Annotated in this window: 14 protein-coding genes; 10 read left to right on the top strand and 4 right to left on the bottom strand. The window is 73.1% G+C overall.

Annotated features, from left to right (window positions below; translation table 11 throughout):
* Positions 1–465 precede the first annotated feature (465 nt).
* On the top strand, positions 466–1437 hold the full coding sequence (locus tag OJ997_RS34495) for a LysR family transcriptional regulator (RefSeq protein ID WP_270029986.1): 972 nt from the start codon (positions 466–468) through the stop codon (positions 1435–1437).
* Positions 1438–1473: 36 nt separating this feature from the next.
* Here OJ997_RS34495 and OJ997_RS34500 read toward each other — a convergent pair whose 3' ends face one another.
* Positions 1474–2274: a class I SAM-dependent DNA methyltransferase gene (locus OJ997_RS34500; RefSeq protein WP_270029987.1), complete on the bottom strand. Its 801-nt coding sequence runs from the start codon at positions 2272–2274 to the stop codon at positions 1474–1476.
* Between the two features lie 177 nt (positions 2275–2451).
* Between OJ997_RS34500 and OJ997_RS34505 the strand changes: the two genes are divergently transcribed.
* Genes OJ997_RS34505 through OJ997_RS34515 form a run of 3 tightly spaced genes read left to right on the top strand, consistent with a single transcriptional unit; the run spans position 2452 to position 5473 of the window.
* On the top strand, positions 2452–3105 hold the full coding sequence (locus OJ997_RS34505; RefSeq protein ID WP_270029988.1) for an ArsR/SmtB family transcription factor: 654 nt from the start codon (positions 2452–2454) through the stop codon (positions 3103–3105).
* Positions 3106–3162: 57 nt separating this feature from the next.
* The gene (locus OJ997_RS34510) at positions 3163–4578 is read left to right on the top strand and encodes an exopolysaccharide biosynthesis polyprenyl glycosylphosphotransferase (protein WP_270029989.1); all 1416 of its coding nucleotides are present in this window, start codon (positions 3163–3165) and stop codon (positions 4576–4578) included.
* A 40-nt stretch (positions 4579–4618) separates the two neighbouring features.
* The gene (locus OJ997_RS34515) at positions 4619–5473 is read left to right on the top strand and encodes a hypothetical protein (protein WP_270029990.1); all 855 of its coding nucleotides are present in this window, start codon (positions 4619–4621) and stop codon (positions 5471–5473) included.
* On the opposite strand, the gene OJ997_RS34520 is transcribed toward OJ997_RS34515, so the two are convergent.
* Positions 5463–7361: an O-antigen ligase family protein gene (locus tag OJ997_RS34520; RefSeq protein WP_270029991.1), complete on the bottom strand. Its 1899-nt coding sequence runs from the start codon at positions 7359–7361 to the stop codon at positions 5463–5465. The genes OJ997_RS34515 and OJ997_RS34520 overlap by 11 nt on opposite strands.
* A gap of 122 nt (positions 7362–7483) precedes the next feature.
* Here OJ997_RS34520 and OJ997_RS34525 point away from each other — a divergent pair, with 122 nt between their 5' ends.
* The 6 genes from OJ997_RS34525 to OJ997_RS34550 all read left to right on the top strand — a co-directional run bounded on the left by OJ997_RS34525 (position 7484) and on the right by OJ997_RS34550 (position 13027).
* Complete coding sequence (locus OJ997_RS34525; protein ID WP_270029992.1) at positions 7484–8029, top strand: hypothetical protein; 546 nt, start codon at positions 7484–7486, stop codon at positions 8027–8029.
* The gene (locus tag OJ997_RS34530) at positions 8026–8562 is read left to right on the top strand and encodes an RNA polymerase sigma factor (protein WP_270029993.1); all 537 of its coding nucleotides are present in this window, start codon (positions 8026–8028) and stop codon (positions 8560–8562) included. The genes OJ997_RS34525 and OJ997_RS34530 overlap by 4 nt, the downstream gene beginning before the upstream one ends.
* The gene (locus OJ997_RS34535) at positions 8562–9989 is read left to right on the top strand and encodes a cellulase family glycosylhydrolase (RefSeq protein ID WP_270029994.1); all 1428 of its coding nucleotides are present in this window, start codon (positions 8562–8564) and stop codon (positions 9987–9989) included. Before OJ997_RS34530 ends, OJ997_RS34535 begins: the two co-directional genes overlap by 1 nt.
* A gap of 65 nt (positions 9990–10054) precedes the next feature.
* The gene (locus tag OJ997_RS34540; protein ID WP_270029995.1) at positions 10055–10870 is read left to right on the top strand and encodes a calcium-binding protein; all 816 of its coding nucleotides are present in this window, start codon (positions 10055–10057) and stop codon (positions 10868–10870) included.
* Between the two features lie 80 nt (positions 10871–10950).
* Entirely contained in the window at positions 10951–11766 is an 816-nt protein-coding gene (locus OJ997_RS34545) for a calcium-binding protein (RefSeq protein WP_270029996.1), read from the top strand.
* Between the two features lie 4 nt (positions 11767–11770).
* Positions 11771–13027 (top strand): glycosyltransferase family 4 protein, encoded by a 1257-nt coding sequence (locus OJ997_RS34550; protein WP_270029997.1) that lies wholly within the window; start codon positions 11771–11773, stop codon positions 13025–13027.
* A gap of 1078 nt (positions 13028–14105) precedes the next feature.
* On the opposite strand, the gene OJ997_RS34560 is transcribed toward OJ997_RS34550, so the two are convergent.
* Complete coding sequence (locus OJ997_RS34560; protein WP_270029998.1) at positions 14106–15356, bottom strand: glycosyltransferase family 4 protein; 1251 nt, start codon at positions 15354–15356, stop codon at positions 14106–14108.
* A partial coding sequence (locus tag OJ997_RS34565) for a polysaccharide pyruvyl transferase family protein (RefSeq protein ID WP_270029999.1) occupies positions 15353–16482 on the bottom strand: 1130 nt, incomplete at its 5' end. The genes OJ997_RS34560 and OJ997_RS34565, both read right to left, overlap by 4 nt.

The following is a 16482-nucleotide window of genomic DNA, read 5'->3' on the forward strand; positions in this document are numbered from 1 at the left end:
CGGCACGCGCGGCGCGCCACGGCGATGGAGCGGCGCGGGGGCGGCGCGGCACGCGCGGCGCGCCACCGCGATGGAGCGGCGCGGCGGGGGGGGGCGATGGAGCGGCGCGCGTACGGGTCAGCGCGACGAGTGCTGGCGCGCCATTCGGGCGCTTGTTTTCACGTGGGGCACGCATCATTCCGTGGCGGTCTGGACGCGGAACGTTCCTAATCGTCATCGTCCAGGTCCGAAAGCGGGTGATCTGGTCCGCATGCAGACCGAATCGATGCTCGAACCGCTTCAACCCAGGACACCGATGTTGAGTCAATCAACGCGGTGGGCATATCGTCCCGCAGAGCCCATCCGCCGCGAGTAGGGGCATGGATGGGCTTTTTGATCACTCGAAGGTATTGAGTAATAGGTCACGCTGAGCGGCGCGTCACCGTGTCGGCGGGACTGTTTCAGAGGACCGGAAGGGCGGGACCGGTGAGTCGAGACAGCTGGCTTGGAATAGAGCTACGACATTTCGCGGCACTGGCGGCGGTGGCGGACGAGCGATCGTTCCGGCGCGCCGCGGATCGATTGGGGTACGTGCAGTCAGCCATCAGCCGGCAGATCGCGTACCTGGAGCAACTCACCGGCGAGCGGCTGATCGAGCGCTCCCAGGGCCCGAAGCCGGTTCAGCTGACGGAGGCGGGCGAGCTGCTGCTGAGCCACGCCAACGACATCCTGGCCACGATCGAGGCGGCCAAGGCGGACATCGGCGACCTGCAGGGCGGGCGCACCGGTGATGTGCGGGTCGGGTTCTTCGCGGGTGTGCCGACGCGGATCCTCGCGCCGGCGCTCGTCGCCTTCGGGCGTCGCCATCCGGGGGTCCGGGTCGCGTCGCGGGAGACGGTGACGGACACGCCGCTGCTTGACATGGTGCGCAAGGGCAGCCTCGACCTCGCGCTCGCGCACCTGCCGATCGAACCCGGGCCGTTCGAGGTCTGCCAGCTGCTGTCGGTGCCCTGGGTGCTGATGGTTCCGGCCGGGGCCACGATCGCGCGCAGCGCGACCACGCCGACGCTGGCCGAGATCGGTCGCTTGCCGCTGATCGCGCCCCAGTCGCGGCGCGTGGACCCGTGGATGGTGGGGCCGGCCGCGGCCGAGCTCGGCGAGCCGCGCATCGTCTTCCGCAGCGACTCCCCGCAGACCGTGCAGGCACTGGTCGGCGCGGGCGTGGGAGCGGCGATCGTGCCGCGGCTCGCCGCGACCGAAGGCGACGCGCGGATCACCGCGATCGACCTCAGCGAGGTGCTCGCGCCCGCGAGCATCGGCGCCGTCTGGCTGCGCGACAACGAGCCGACCGGCGCGGTCGGGCAGTTCCTCGACCTGCTGCTGCAGATCTGCGCGATCCTCGAGCGCAAGCACGCGCCCGCGACACCCCAGGAGCCGGCGCTCGCCGGCCGAGGCTGAGGAGGCGACATGCCCTGGCGTCCATGACCGACGGCCTCACCGTCGGGCGATGACCACTGCCTTCGCGTGGATGTGCTCGTCCGCCGCCGCCTCGAGGTGTACTCCGGGATGCTGGCCGTACGCGCCGGCGATCTCGAAGCCCACGGCGCGCGCGGCGGCGAGCACGTCCACCAGCGGGTGATGCCGGTGCGGCTGACGTGAACGCGTCCGTCGCCACAGGTCACCCTCGCGCTCGAACACGTCGACGACCAGCTCGCCGACACCGCCCGGGGCCGTGATCCGCGCACCGGCCCCGGGCCACAGGACGACGCGGTCGCCCGCGTCGACGATCGTGTCCGGCGGCTCGCGGTACGCGGTCAGCAGGTTCAGGTCGAACAGCGCGAGGCCGCCCGGGACGAGCACGCGATGCATCTCCGCCAGGGCGGTCTCCACCGCCTCGAGGTCCAGCAGGTGGTTGAGCCCGTCGCCCAGGCAGGTGACCATGTCGAACGGGCCGAGCTCGGGCGGCAGCGTCCGCATGTCGGCGACATAGACCTCGAAGCGGCCGTCCGCCTTCGCGCGCGCGAGCGCGGCCATGCGCTCGGAGACGTCCACGCCGGTGGCTTCATAGCCCCGGTTGACCCACGGGAGCAGGCTGTGCCCGGTCCCGCAGCCGACGTCGAGCACGCGCTGCCCCGTCAACCCGTGGCGACGGGCGAGCACCTCGAGGGCATCGATCCAGGTGTCATATGCGTAACCACCCGTGAGGACGTCGTACGCAGGGGCGAGGAGGTCGTACGCGGCGCCCGCGACCGACTGCTTAATCGATTCGACCGCTGGATTCGCGCGATTGCTCAAGGCCTCTCAGCGGCGAAACATACGCGCCCGAGAGGTCAATTACATGACTGATCCCGAACCGCGATCAACCGATGCGGCGGCGCGCCGTCCCCTCGTTAAGGAGTAGTTTTCCGCCCGGTTTCCGGTCCGGTTCAGAAGGGGAAACCGGCCATTCGACACGGGAAGGAAGGGGAGCACATGGCCCGCGTCAAACCCATCACCGACATCGACGACCCGCGCTACGTGAAGGCGATGAGCCATCCGCTGCGCGTCCGCATCCTGGCGATGCTGGACGAGCGGATGGCCAGCCCGAACCAGCTCGCCGGCTGGCTCGGCGCGACGCTCGGCACGACGGCGTACCACGTGCGGGTGCTCGAGAAGCTGGGGCTGATCGAGCTCGCCGACGAGACGCGCGTACGCGGCGCGGTCGAGCACCACTACCGCTCCACCGGGCGGCCGATGGTCAGCGCGCAGGCGTGGGCGGGGGTGACGCAGATCGCCAAGCAGTCCGCGATCGGCTCCTCGCTGAGCATCATCGACGAGTACGCGCAGGCGTCCGGCGCGGCGGGCGGGTTCGATCGCCCCGAGGCGCACCTCTCACGCACACGCGTGACCCTCGACACGAAGGGCTGGGAGCAGCTGCTCGGCGCGACGCTCAAGTACGTCGAGAAGGTCGAGTCGATCGAGCGGGCGGCGGTCGCGCGGATGGAGAAGAAGCCGCACGCCGAGGAGCCGAGCGAGGCGACGGTGGTGGTCATGAACTTCGAGGGGACACGGCTCACCGACCAGCCGGAACGGGCCCCGCGGCGTGCGCAGGGCGCATCGTCGCGCGTGACTGCTCAGCGTGTTTGAGTGATCGATTGGCATAACTGATCAGCACGGTTGGGCCGTGGGTACCAACGGCTCGCCGTGCAGACACGTGAACAGACCACCGTCGGCCGAGGCCGCTTCACCCGCCCCGCGGTCGTCACCGCCGGGCAGGTACCGCTCGTCTTCGAGTCCTCCGCACCCGCGGGGGTCCGCTATCGCGACCGGGTCTTCCGCCGCTCGCTGCTGATCGCCGACCTCGTGACGGCGTTGCTCGTCGTCGCCGTCGCCGACATCGTCCTGGGGCCACACGCGGCGACGTTCGTGCTGCCCCTGCTCGTGCCGTGCGTGTGCACCGCGGCGGGGCTCTACCGGCACGACGAGTCTGTCCTCTCGATGGGGACGCTGGACGAGGCGCCCGCGGTGTTCCAGGCCGCGACACTCAGCGCCGTCCTGAGCTTCCTGGTCGCGAGCCTCGCGAGCCCGCTCGACGCCGGGTACGTGGCGCTCACGATCGTCGGGCTGACGACGCTGATGCTCGCGCTCCGGGCGCTCGCGCGCGGCATGGCACGGCGACTCACCCAGTCGGAGCGGTGCCTCGTGGTGGGGGAGCCCGACGCGGCCGCACGCCTCGCGAGCCGGTTGCGGACCGCGCCCGCGGTGGACGCGGAGGTCGTCGGCTGCCGGCCACTCGGGCCCGAGGGGCTGCGTCAGTCCGTGCTCGACGCGCGGGCGCAGCGCGTCGTGATCGCCGGCGACAACGCCTCCGACGAGCACGTGCACGAGACGATCCAGATCGCGAAGGCGCTCGGCGTGAAGGTGAGCCTGCTCCCGCGCACGTTCGACGTCGTCGGGTCCTCGGTGGACTTCGACTACCTGGGCGGCGTGACGCTGCTGGGTGTGCGGCGGGTGGCCTTGTCGCGCCGCGCGCAGCGCGTCAAGCGCGCGCTGGACATCGCCGGCTCGGGCTGCGCGCTGCTCCTGCTCGCGCCGCTGATGGCGCTGATCGCGCTGGCGATCCGGCTCGACTCGCCCGGTCCGGTGCTCTTCCGCCAGGTGCGCGTCGGGCGTGACGGGCGCCGCTTCAAGATCTTCAAGTTCCGCTCGATGGTCGCCGACGCGGAGGCGCGCAAGGCTGCGCTGCGGGAGCTCAACGAGGCCGAAGGGCTGTTCAAGATCGACCGTGACCCGCGGATCACGCGCGTCGGCGGCCTGCTCCGGCGTTCCTGCCTGGACGAGCTGCCGCAGCTGCTGAACGTGCTGCGCGGCGAGATGTCCCTCGTCGGGCCACGGCCGTTGATCACGGAAGAGGATCAGATGATTCAGGGCTGGCATCGCCGCCGCCTGGAGCTCACACCGGGCGTGACCGGGCCGTGGCAGGTCATGGGCTCGGCGCGGATCCCGATGCACGAGATGGTCGCGATCGACTACCTGTACGTGGCGAACTGGTCGCTGTGGGGGGACGTGAAGGTTCTCCTGCGGACCGTTCCGTGCGTGCTGGCCCGGCGCGGGCAGTAATCGCCTTCAGCCGCCGCGCGGGCGGCCGAAAACGAGGTAGATGGTTCGTGCTGCTTACATCGCCTCGCTGCTGTTGCTGTTCGTCGTTCCGGCCGCTCAGGCCGCGCCGCCCAAGCGGCTGCCCGCGCAGTGGGCGAAGGCGAACAAGCTCGGTTTGAAGTCGGCGGCGAAGGACAAGGACCGCGACGGGCTCACGAACTGGGGCGAGTACCGCGCGGGGACGAACCCGCGCAAGCGCGACACGGACCGCGACGGCGTGCTCGACGCGCTCGAGGACCGTGACCGCGACAAGCTCGCCAACGCCGACGAGATCGCTGCCGGGACCGACCCGCGCAGGCGCGACTCCGACGGCGACAAGGTCCTCGACGGGCGCGAGGACCGCGACCGCGACGGCCTGGCGAACGCCGACGAGCGGGTCACGGGCCACAACCTGCGCGCACGCGACACGAACGCCGACGGCGTGCTCGACGGCGCCGACAACGCGGGCTGGATCGCGGCCTCCGCCGGCGGCGCGGTGACGATCCGCCTGGCCAAGGGCGGCACGCTCGCGGCCCGGCTGACCGGCGACTCGTGGGTGGCCTGCACCGCGAAGCCGGTCACGCCCACGGCCGGCACGTCCACGTCTCCCACCTCCGGTCAGCCGGACACCGAGCAGGAGAGCGACCCGGTCGACGAGGCGCCCGCGAGCGACGAGCTGCCCGACGCCGAGGACGATCCGGCGGGGCTGCCTGCCGCCTTCCTGTCGCAGGACGAGCCCGAGGACGGCGCGGAGATCGCCGACACCGAGGCGGTCGACCTCGGCGACTGCGCGACGGTCCTGAAGGTCGGTGCGGTCGTGCACCGCGCGCTGGTCGAGGGCGGCGTCCTCACCGACCTCGAGCTGATCAAGAGCTGAACAGCCGCCCGAGTGGCCTGAGCCGCTCAGCCGCCGCGAACGCTTCGAGGGCGGCGTCCACGTCGCCGCGCTGGGCGAGGACGCGCGCCAGGAGCACGCGGTGCCGCCAGTTGGTCGGTTCGAGCGCGGCTGCCTGACGTGCTTCGCGCTCGGCCGTGTTGAGGTCGCCGCTCGTCTCCGCCAGAAGCGCGAGCTGGACGTGCGGGCTCGCGGCCCACGGGAGGGTCGCGCCGGCATCGCGGGCCGCCGCGAGCGCGCGGCGTTCGTCATTGGAGCGCGCGGCCGCCTGGCTGATGCGCAGGCTCGATGCGCCGACGAGCGCGGGCAGCTGGACCGCGACGCCTACGAGCGCGAGGACGATGACGAGGGCGCGCGCCGCCGCGCGGGATGGATAGGGGTGGCGCGGCGGCGCGGCGCGGTCGGGCCCGGCGGTCTGACCGGGCGAGCCAAGGGAATGCGACGCCGCTGCGATCAGCAGCAGCGCGAACGCGACGGTGGCCGTCGACTCCCACATCCAGTCGACGCCCGCGTGGAAGAGCCAGACGGCGAGCGCGGCCAGGCACGCGGTCGCCACGCCGGCGTCCGCGGAGGTCGTGGCGCCGCGGCGGGCCTGCAGGGCAACGAAGAGACCGCCGCCGCACAGGAGCAGCAGTGCAAGGAAGCCGGGCAGGCCGAGCTCGGCGAGCGTCTCGAGGTAGAGCGAGTGCGCGTCGACGACGAACTCGGCGTCGCGCGCTTCGCGGCTCCACCAGAACTCGAACGTGCCCGCGCCGGTGCCGACGAGCGGCTCGGCGCGGAACGACGCGACCGCCGACGACCAGGCGTTGAAGCGCTGGCCGCTGAGCGTGCCCAGGCGGGCCGACGGGTCGGTCGTGGTGACGGCCGCGTCACGGTCCTTGAAGGCGCTGACCGCGCGTGGGACCGCGGGCGGCAGCGTGAGCGCGCCGACGCCGATGGCCACCACGGCGCTCGCGGCGACCAGTCGGTGGGCGACGCGCGGCGCGAGCCGCCAGCGCGTGTCGAGCCGCAGTCGCCACGTCGCCCCCGCCGTCGCGGCGCCGAGCGCGGCGGCGACGGCCAGCGCGAGCAACACTTCGGCCTGGCCGGCGCCGCCCTCGGCACGCGCGATTTCCGGGTGCGCGCGCACGACGAAGATCGCGGCGGCGCTGCCCAGGGCGACGGCGCCCGCGTGCACGAGTACGACGGCGCGGTGGCGCGCGAACGCCCACACGAGCAGCACGCCGAGCGCGGTGCCGGCGACGCCCGCCCGCGAATACGTGAGGTACGTGCACAGCACCGCCACGGGAGCCACGGCGAGCACCACGCAACGTCCGGCGCGCGGGGCGAGGTGCGCGCTCAGGGACAGCGCGATCGTCGCCGTCGTCGCGCCCCAGGCGGCGACCGCGTTCCAGTAATTGAGCGGGTACGAGAGGCGCCCGGTGCCGAAGCTCGCGCCGACGAGGTCGGCCGGGAACGCGCTTGGCCACAGGCGGGACGCGACGGCCAGGGCGCACACGATCAGCGCGCCGCACATCACGCCGGCGACCGCGGCGCGCCAGGTGTCGCGGCACAGCAGCGAGAGGGCGAGGACGAGGAAGCCGGCGTGGTGGAACACGCGGGCGAGCTCGGCGGCGGTGCGCTCGTCGCTCTCTGTCCAGCGGAGCGATAGCGCGGTCCACGCCGCGAGCGCGAGCAGCCCCGCGAACGGCAGCCAGCCGACGCGGCGGATGTGCGCCCGCGGGAGCACGCCGACGGCCCAGCCGAGACCGGCGATCCACCAGGCGGCGATGCCCAGCTCAGCGCGGGGGACGACGTCGAACGAGCCGCCACGCAGCGCGTAGAGGACGAGCACGGCTGCGCACGAGGCGAACGCGAGCGCTCTCACCATCAGCCGACTGTAGGCACGGAAACGGGCGGTTCCTATGCGGCTTCGCGACGGACCGATGCGGGTGCGCGATCAGCCTGTCATCGACCGCCGGTGCGTGCGTTCCCAAGGGTATGCCGACGAACGTGAACCGCAGACTGGTCCTGTTCACCGTGCTCGCCACCGGCGGGTTCTCCGCGCCTGCAGCGGCGCAGGATTGCGAGGCGCCGCCCGGCACCGCCGCGATCGAGCAGTACTGCGAATCCGTGCCCGACGCGACCGGCAACCGCGCCACGCGCAAGGGCGACACGCGCGGCGAGACGCGCTCGAAGGACCCGCAGCCACAGGTCGACGAGCCGACGCTGCGCGAGATCGAGGACGCCGGCGCGCAGGGCGAGCAGCTCGGCCGCGTGTTGCGCGGGGGCGACGCGCCCCAGCGCAAGCAGGAGAAACAGGCCGAGACCCGTGAGGCCAAGGTCGAGAAGCCGAAGCCGACCCGCACGGACACGGCCGCGCAGCGCACCCCCGTCGACACACCCGTGCCGGTGCAGGCCGGGAGTCCGCTGTCGGCCGTCGGCGCGGCGGTCTCCGGTGGCGACACCGTCGGCGGCGCGTTTCCGCTGGTGCTGCTGACGATCGCCGTGCTGATCGGTGGCGCCGGCTGGATCCGGCGCGGACGCGGAGGCCGATGACGCGCGACGCCGAGTTGCGGCGTGTGTATGGCGACCACATCCACGCGGTGTTCGCGTTCTTCGCCTCGTGCGTGGAACGCCACACCGCGGAGGACCTCGCGGCCTCCACCTTCGAGCGGGTGATCCGCGCGTGGGACGGCTACGACCCGCGGCGCGGATCCGAGCGCGCGTGGGTCATGACGATCGCCCACAACCTGCTCAACGACCACTTCAGGCGCAGCCGGTTCCGGCGCGCGACCTCGCTCGACGAGCACCCGTTCCTCGCCGACATCCTCACGACCGAGGAGGACCCGATGGAAAAGCGCCTGCAGCTGAATGAGCTGCGCGCGTGGCTCGCCTGCCTGGGCGAGCGTGACCGGACCGCGATCGCGCTGCGCTACGGGGCGGACCTGACCGCCGCGGACATCGGCGCGGTGCTCGGGCTGACCCCGTCCACCGCGCACCAGGTCATCTCGCGCGCTCTTGCCCGCCTACGCCGCGAGGCGGAGCGCAGCGCACAACCCGCCGCGTCGCCGACCGGTCGCGATACGTGATGCGCGGCTCACCCGAGGCGTCCAGCACCACGAACGGCATGCGCTCGACCCGCGTCACCGGGACGTACCGGCAGGCGTCGTCGGCGTCGACCGGGCCGGCGTCGCGCACGAGCGACAGCGCCAGCGCCACCGAGGCGAGCCCGCCTACGAACGCGAACGCGAAGCGGCGACGCCGAACCACACGCCGTGCGGGCGGGAACAACCGCGCCTCGAGCCCGTCGACCCACACGGAGTCCGGCTCGGGGCGGCTCGCCACCAGGATCTCGTCGATCGTCGGCACCGCAAGCCACTACGCACGAGCCCTCCGAAACTCGACACTGCTCCTGCTCGTCTGCGCGCCGGTGGCCAATGCGCAGATGCAGATCGGCTTCTACGACCCCGTCTTCGCCGCCCCCGACCGGGCCGTGTGGCTGGACCGTGCGGCACAGGCGGGATCGACCGTCGTCCGCATGGACCTCAACTGGTCGCTCGTCGCTCCGCAGCGCCCCGCCGACCCCACGAACCCGGCCGACCCGACTTACCGCTGGGCCAACGTCGACGCCGCCGTCGCCGACGCCACCGCGCGCGGCCAGCGCGTGATCCTCACCGTCTGGGGGGCGCCGCCGTGGGCCGAGGGCGCGAACCGTCCGACCGACGCGCCGATCGGCACGTGGATGCCGAACGCCAAGGCCCTCGGCGACTTCATGACCGCCGCCGGCCGCCGCTACGCCGGCCAGGTGCGCGCGTGGCAGATCTGGAACGAGCCGAACCTCAGCCAGCACCTCGGCCCGCAGTGGCGCAACCGGAGGATGTTCGCGCCCGTCCGCTACCGGCAGCTGCTCAACGCGTCCTACACAGCGCTGAAGGCGATCGATCCCGCGAACGTGATCGTCACCGCCGGGACCGGCCCGTACGGGGACCCACGACCAGGCGGCAACCGGATCATGCCCGTGCGCTTCTGGCGTGCCGTGCTGTGCCTCGACGGGGAGAAGCTCAAGCCGCGCAGCTGCCCCGAGCCGGCCAGCTTCGACGCGCTCGCCCACCACCCGTACGGCGTGCGCGGCCCGCGCTCGCATGCGCGCAACGACGATGACGTCGCCGTGCCCGATCTCGCCCGCCTCAGACGCGTGGAACGCGCCGCGGTGCGCGCGAAGACCGTCCGCCCGGCGACCCGCAAGCAGCTGTGGGTGACCGAGGTCTCGTGGGACTCGAGCCCGCCCGACCCCGACGGCGTTCCCGCCGACCAGCACGCGCAGTGGCTGACCGACGCGATGGCCGTGCTCGAGAAGCAAGGCGTGAACGTCGTGACCTGGTTCCGGCTGCGCGACCAGCCGCCGGTGCCGAACTTCGGGGCCACGAACCAGTCGGGCCTCTACCTCGTCACCGGCGAGCCCAAACCGGCTTTGCAGGCGTTCATGTCGGTTAGGGATCGACTGTCGGGTCGCTGAGCGGCGAAGCGTTGAAGGCGGTGCGCGCACCACCGGACACGCCTCACCCCGAAGGAGCAGGACCCATGAAGATCCACCGTCGTCTCGCCGCGCTCGCGCTCGCGGGCGCCCTCACCACCGGCAGCGTCGCTGCGGCCGCCACGTTCGGCGGCACCCCCGGCGACGACGTGCTGATCGGGACCGGCGCCGACGACACGATCCGCGGCTTCGCCGGCGCGGACACGCTGCTCGGCCTCGCCGGCGGCGACTTCATCGACGGCGGTAGCGGCGACGACGCCATCCAGGGCGACGGCGAATGCCCGGTCGGCACGCCGCTCCCCGACTACTGCACGGACGGCAACACCGGCAACGACACGCTCGAAGGCGGCACCGGCGACGACAGCGTCGACGCGGGCGACGGCGACGACATCGTGCGCGGCGAGGACGGCAATGACGCGCTCCTCGGCGGCGACGGCGGCGACACGGTCACGGGCGGCGACGGGATCGACGTGATCGACGGCGAGGACGGCAACGACACGCTGTCCGGCCAGGACGACAACGACACCGTCAACGGCGGTGACGGCAACGACCGGCTCACGGGCGGCGAGGCCAACGACACGCTCGACGGCGACGAGGGCAACGACTCCGCGTCCGGCGGCGAAGGCAACGACCGGCTGCTCGGCGGTGACGGGAACGACCAGCTGCTCGGCGGCGCCGACAGCGACCGCATCACCGGCGGCGACGGCCGCGACACGCTCAGCGGCGGGTCCGGCAGCGACGTCATCAACGCGGTGGACGGCGAGCTGGACACGGTCACGTGCGGCAGCGGCCGCGACCGGGTCACGGCGGACGCGATCGACCGCGTCGCCGCCGACTGCGAGACCGTCGACGAGGAGGACTGATGCGCCTTAGAGATCGACTGTCAGGCCGGTCGCCGCTGACGCGTTCAACCCAGCGTGCGCAATCGACTGAAGGAGCCCACATGAAGACGCTCAAGCGCATCGCCGCGGCGGCGGTCGCGGCGGGCGTGCTGGTCACCGCGACGGTCGCGATGGCCGCCGTCGTCAACGGCACCCCCGGCAACGACAACCTGATCGGCACCGCGCAGGACGACCAGATCTCGGGCTTTGCGGGCAACGACGTGATCCTCGGCCTCGGCGCCAACGACACGATCGACGCCGGCGCCGGCAACGACACGGTCGACGGCGACGGCGAATGCCCGCCCGGCACGCCACAGCCGCAGTACTGCTCGCCCGGCAACTCCGGCGAGGACCTGATCAACGCCGGCGACGGCGACGACACCGTCAACGGCGGCGCGGGCGACGACACGATCAACGGCCAGGCCGACGACGACACGCTCGCGGGCGACGAAGGCGTCGACACGATCTCCGGCGGCGACGATGACGACGAGATCGCCGGCGACGAAGGCGCCGACCGGCTCTCCGGCGGCGACGGCGAGGACGAGATCGACGGTGACGACGGCAACGACCGCATCTCCGGCAACGACGACGACGACGTGCTCGACGGCGGCGACGGCAACGACCAGCTCGGCGGCCAGGACGGCGACGACCGCCTGTCCGGCGGCGACGGCACCGACACGCTCAGCGGCGGCACGGGCGCCGATCGCCTGACGGGCGGAGAGGGCCGCGACACGCTCGAGGGCGGCGCGGGCAACGACGACATCCGCGCGGTCGACGACGAACGCGACACGATCCGCTGCGGCTCCGGCCGCGACACCGTCCGGGCCGATCGCACCGACCGCGTGGCCTCCGACTGCGAACGCGTGCGCCGGAGCTAGCGAGATGGCCGCGGCCCCAGCCCTTCTCGATCGCCCGCGCGTCACCGGGCGCGCGGCCACCGCTCCTCGCAGCCTGAAGATCCAGCTGTGGAGCAGCAACTACGACCCCGAGCCCAGCGGCATCGCGCCGCTGAGCTCGATGTGGGCGCAGGCGATGCAGGCGCGCGGACATCACGTCGACGTGGTCTCCGCGCACCCGCACTACCCGAAGCCGATCTGGGGTCGCCGCGTGCGACCGTACCGGCAGGTGCTCGACGGCGTGCCGGTCCTGCGGCTGCCGCTGTGGATCGGGCACGACAGCGCGTTCCAGCGCATGCGGCAGGAGCTCGCGCACACGGCGGCGTTGGGCGCCGCGCTGCCCGTGCTCGGCCGTCCGGACGTGATCGTGGCCGTGTCGCCCAGCTTCCCGGCGCTCGTGCCGGCGATGCTCGACGCGCGCGCCCGCAACATCCCGTGGACGCTGTGGCTCCAGGACATCCTGCCGGATGGGGCCGCGACCACCGGGCTGATCCGCTCGGGCCCCCTGCTGTCCGCCCTCAGGGGGCTCGAGCGGATCGCGTACCGCAGCGCCTCGCGGGTGTTCGTGATCAGCGACGCGTTCCGGCGCAACCTGCTCGACAAGGGCGTGCCGAACGAGAAGATCACGCGCATCTACAACCCGTCGGCGGTGCCGGTGGGGGAGTATGTCGAGCCGCTGCGTGTGGACGGTCCGTCTCGGTTGCTCGTGATGGGGAACATCGGGCACTCGCAGGGGCTGGCGGAGTTCGTCGGCGCGGCGGGTGTTGGTCTCTCACGTGCGGGCGCGCAGCTGCGGGTCGCCGGGGCGGGCGTCGCCGAGGATGACGTGCGGGCCGCGATCGGCGGCGCCGACGTCGACATGCTCGGGCTGCTGCTCGGTGACGAGATGGAACGTGAGCTGCGGACGACGACGCTCGGGGTCGTGACGCAGCGCGCGGACATCGTCGAGTTCAACCTGCCGTCGAAGCTCATGAACTACATGGCGCACGGGTTGCCCGTGCTCGCGGTGGTCAATGAGCGCTCCGAGTGCGCGCGGATCGTGCGTGAGTCCGGGGCCGGTTGGGTGCTCGACTCCGGGCGCCTGGGGGAGCTCGACACGTTGCTGCCGCAGCTCGTCGGCGATCAGCAGGAGCTGCTGGCACGCGGGCGTGCGGGGCACGCCTTCGCGGCGCGGCACTTCTCGCCCGAGCGGGTGGTCGAGCGCTACGAAGAGGACCTCGTGCGGTTGGTGCCCGCGTCTTGAAGTTGACTCGCGGCCGCGACGCGCTGGACGCCATCGGCGCCGGCTTCGTCCTCCAGGGGACGGTGCTGGTGTCGGGCGTGCTGGCCGCGCGGCTGCTCGGACCGGAGCAGCGCGGAGAGTTGGCGCTGCTGTGGGTCGTCGCGTTGGCGCTCGCCCAGGTTGGGGCCATGGGTAAACCTGCGGCGGCAGCGGTGTTCATCGCCCGTGGGGCTGTCGATGCGCGCACGCTCGTGAGGGCGTGCGCGCGCACCGCTCTCTGGCAGGTGCTCGCCGTGCTGGTGGTGCAGATGGTGCTGCTGGCGGTGCTGTTCGCGCGGTCGGAGTGGGTGGCGGCGGCGGTGACGTTGGCCGCGCCGGCGGCGATGATCGCGCAGGTCTACGGGCTCTCGGTCCTGCAAGGGTTGGGGCGGCTGCGGGCGATGCAGGGGCTGCGGCTGCTGCCGACCTTCGGGTACGCGGTGGCGCTGGTGGTCGCGCTGGCGTTGGGGGCGCGGTCGCTGGAGCTGGTGTGCGTGGCGTGGGCGGGGTCCTACGTCGTGGCCGCGCTGGTGACGTGCGTGTGCGCGGCGCGGGCGCTGCCGGCGGGCGCTGCTTCGGACGATCCGTTCGATGCACGTGAGCTGCGCGCGTTCGGTCGGCGCTCGATGCTGGGCTCGATCTCGCCGCTGGAGACGTTCCGCGTCGATCAGCTGCTCGTCGGGCTGGTGCTCGCGCCGATCGAGCTCGGGCTCTACGTGGCCGCGCTGGCGTTCACGAACCTGCCGCGGTTCATCGCGCAGGGGCTCGGGCAGGCGGCCGTGGCGCGGATCGCGCCGTTGACGGAGGCGGGCGCCGTGCGCAGCGCGATGGTGCGCTGGACGGTGCTCGCGGGCGTGATGGCGATCGTGGTGTCGGCGCCGTTGGCGCTGGCCGCCGGGCCGCTGGTCAGTCTGGCGTTCGGGGACGCGTTCGACGGCGCCGCGGTGTTGATCCCCGTGCTCCTGCTCAGCACGGTGCTGGTGTGCGCGCGGCGCGTGCTGGGCGACGGGCTGCGCGGCGCCGGACACGCCGGCGCCGGGTCGATCGCGGAGCTGTGCTCCTACGTGGCCGTCGTGCCGGCCTTGGCGGTCGGCGTCTGGTCGGGCGGCGCGCTCGGCGTCGCCTGGGCGCTGGTCGGCTCGTCCGTGGTGAGCCTGCTGCTGCTGGTCGGCCTGGCGTGGCGGGCGCTGGCCGAGCCGCGGTTGCCGGCGCTGGCCGCTCGCTCGTAGACCGCGTGGTGCTTGGTCGCCGCGGTGGCCCAGTCGAAGCGCTTGACGTGCTCGAGGCCGCGCGGGACGAGGCGCGCGCCGTCGTCGAGGACGCGCTGGATGCCGTCGGCGAGCTGGCGCGGGTCGTGCGCGTCGACGCTGATGCCCGCGTCGCCGACCACCTCGGGGAGTGAGGCGGCGTTGGAGACGACGACCGGGCAGCCGCACGCCATCGCCTCCAGCGGCGGGGCGCCGAAGCCCTCGAAGAGGCTGGGGAACACGAGCGCGCGGGCGCGGCGGTAGACCATCGGCACCTGGTGGAACTCGACGAAGCCGATGTGGTGCACGCGGTCGGCGACGCCGGCCTTGCGGGCGTGGCGCCGGAGCTCCGCTTCGGCGTCGTACGTCTGGCCCGTGAGCACGAGGTCGATGTGCGGGACGCGGGCGAGCGCCTCGATCAGCGTCGCGTGGTTCTTGTGCGGCCACAGGTTCGCGGGGAAGAAGATGAAGTCGCGCGGGAGGTCGAGCTGTGCGTCCTCGGGCGTGGGGGTGGGGTTCAGGCGCGCGTGGTCGATGCCGTGGTGGATCGCGGTGACGCGCTCCGGCGCGATGCCGAGCGTGCGGATGATGCCCTGGCGAGCGTGCTCGGAGACGGTGACGACGTGGGTCGCGAGACGTGCCGAGGCGTCGTAGGCGAGCGCGCGATAGGCGCGCTGCGCGCGGCTGAAGAAGTGCGGCAGCTCGTGGTGCTGGATGTCGTGGAGCGTCACGACGGAGGGGAGCTGCGCGCGGGGCAGCCGGACCGCGACGGGGTAGTGCACGATGTCGAAGTCGCGCGGGATCGGCGAGGGCGCGACGGCGGCTTTGAGCAGCGCGGCGGCGCGCTTGGGAGAAGAGCCCTCCGGCTCGAGGCCATGCACGCGGCGAAGGGAGACCGCGCCGCCAGTCTTGTCGCGGTAGGCGCCTTCGATCGCGCCGTTGGCGAGGATGACGACCTCGTCGGGACCGGTCGCGTACGCGCGCAGCAATCCGCGCACGTAGGACTCGGCGCCGCCGACCTTGCCGGGGCGGACGGTGAGGAGGGAGAGCCCGACGCGCGTCACGAACGGGCCTCCGTCAAGAACGCGGGGGCGGCCGTTGCGCGGCTGCGCAGGGCGGCGAGCCGGTGCGCGTCCGGCGGCGCCGCGCTGTCCATCGCCGCCGCGATCCAGTCGGGTGCCGCGTCCGGCGCGAGCGCGCGCAGGCCGAGGTCGGCGGCGAACGAACGCGTCTTCGGCGCGCTGCCCACGACGACCGTCGGGCGGCCGGCGAGCGCGGCGAAGATCGTGAAGTGCAGGCGCATGCCGACGCACACGTCGGCGGCCGCGACCGCGCTGTAGACCTCCTGCCAGGGAGCCGTGCGCGGCACGATCTGACACGGGCGTGTGAGGCGTTGGGCGAGGGCGTCGAGCGCGTCGCCGTCGCTGTCCAGGCGGCGGTCCATCGGCACCAGCAGCACCGGCCGGCCGTCACGCTCGAGCCACGCCGCCAGCCCGGCGACGAGCGAGCGGGGCGCGTCGCCGCGGAGGCTCACGGCGATCGCTCCGGTCGGCGGATCGGGCGCGGGAAGCTGCACGCCGGGCAGGAACATCGTGTCGGCGGCGACCGTGACGTCGCGGCCGCTGACCTCGCGCAGCAAGGTGGCGGAGGCGGCGTCGCGCGCGGAGATCGCGGCGGCGCGGCGCAGCACGAACCGCGCGGCCGCCCGGCTCTCGGGATGCGCGAGGTTCTCCGCGCCGACGCCGAGGACGACGAACGGCACCCGCAGCGCCCGCGCCGTCGTCGCGACCACGAGCAGGTACCGCAGCAGCCCGTTGACCCCACGGCGCGCGACGTCCTCCTGGAACAGCGTGCCGCCGCCGGCGATGACGAGATCGCACCCGCGCATAGCCCCGGCCAGCGCGCGCACGGGCCGCACGGGAACGCGACCGGGCGTCCGCTCGCCGCGCAGGGTCCGCAGCACGTGCACGCCGGGATGCTCGTGGCGCAGCGCGTCCGCGAGCGAGTCCACGAGCGCCTCGTCGCCGACGCTGACGATCGCGCCGTCGTCGTCGAGGGCGGTGGCCGAGCAGATGAGGACGCGCCGGAGGGGCCGCGTGGAGAGACCGCGCGCGGGGAGGCCCGGCGCCGCGGGGCCGGGCGCGGCGTGGGGCGGCGCGGCGTGGGGCGGCGCGGCGACGTCGTCGGGGC

This window comes from Solirubrobacter phytolaccae (genome assembly GCF_027587195.1).
Classification (GTDB): domain Bacteria; phylum Actinomycetota; class Thermoleophilia; order Solirubrobacterales; family Solirubrobacteraceae; genus Solirubrobacter; species Solirubrobacter phytolaccae.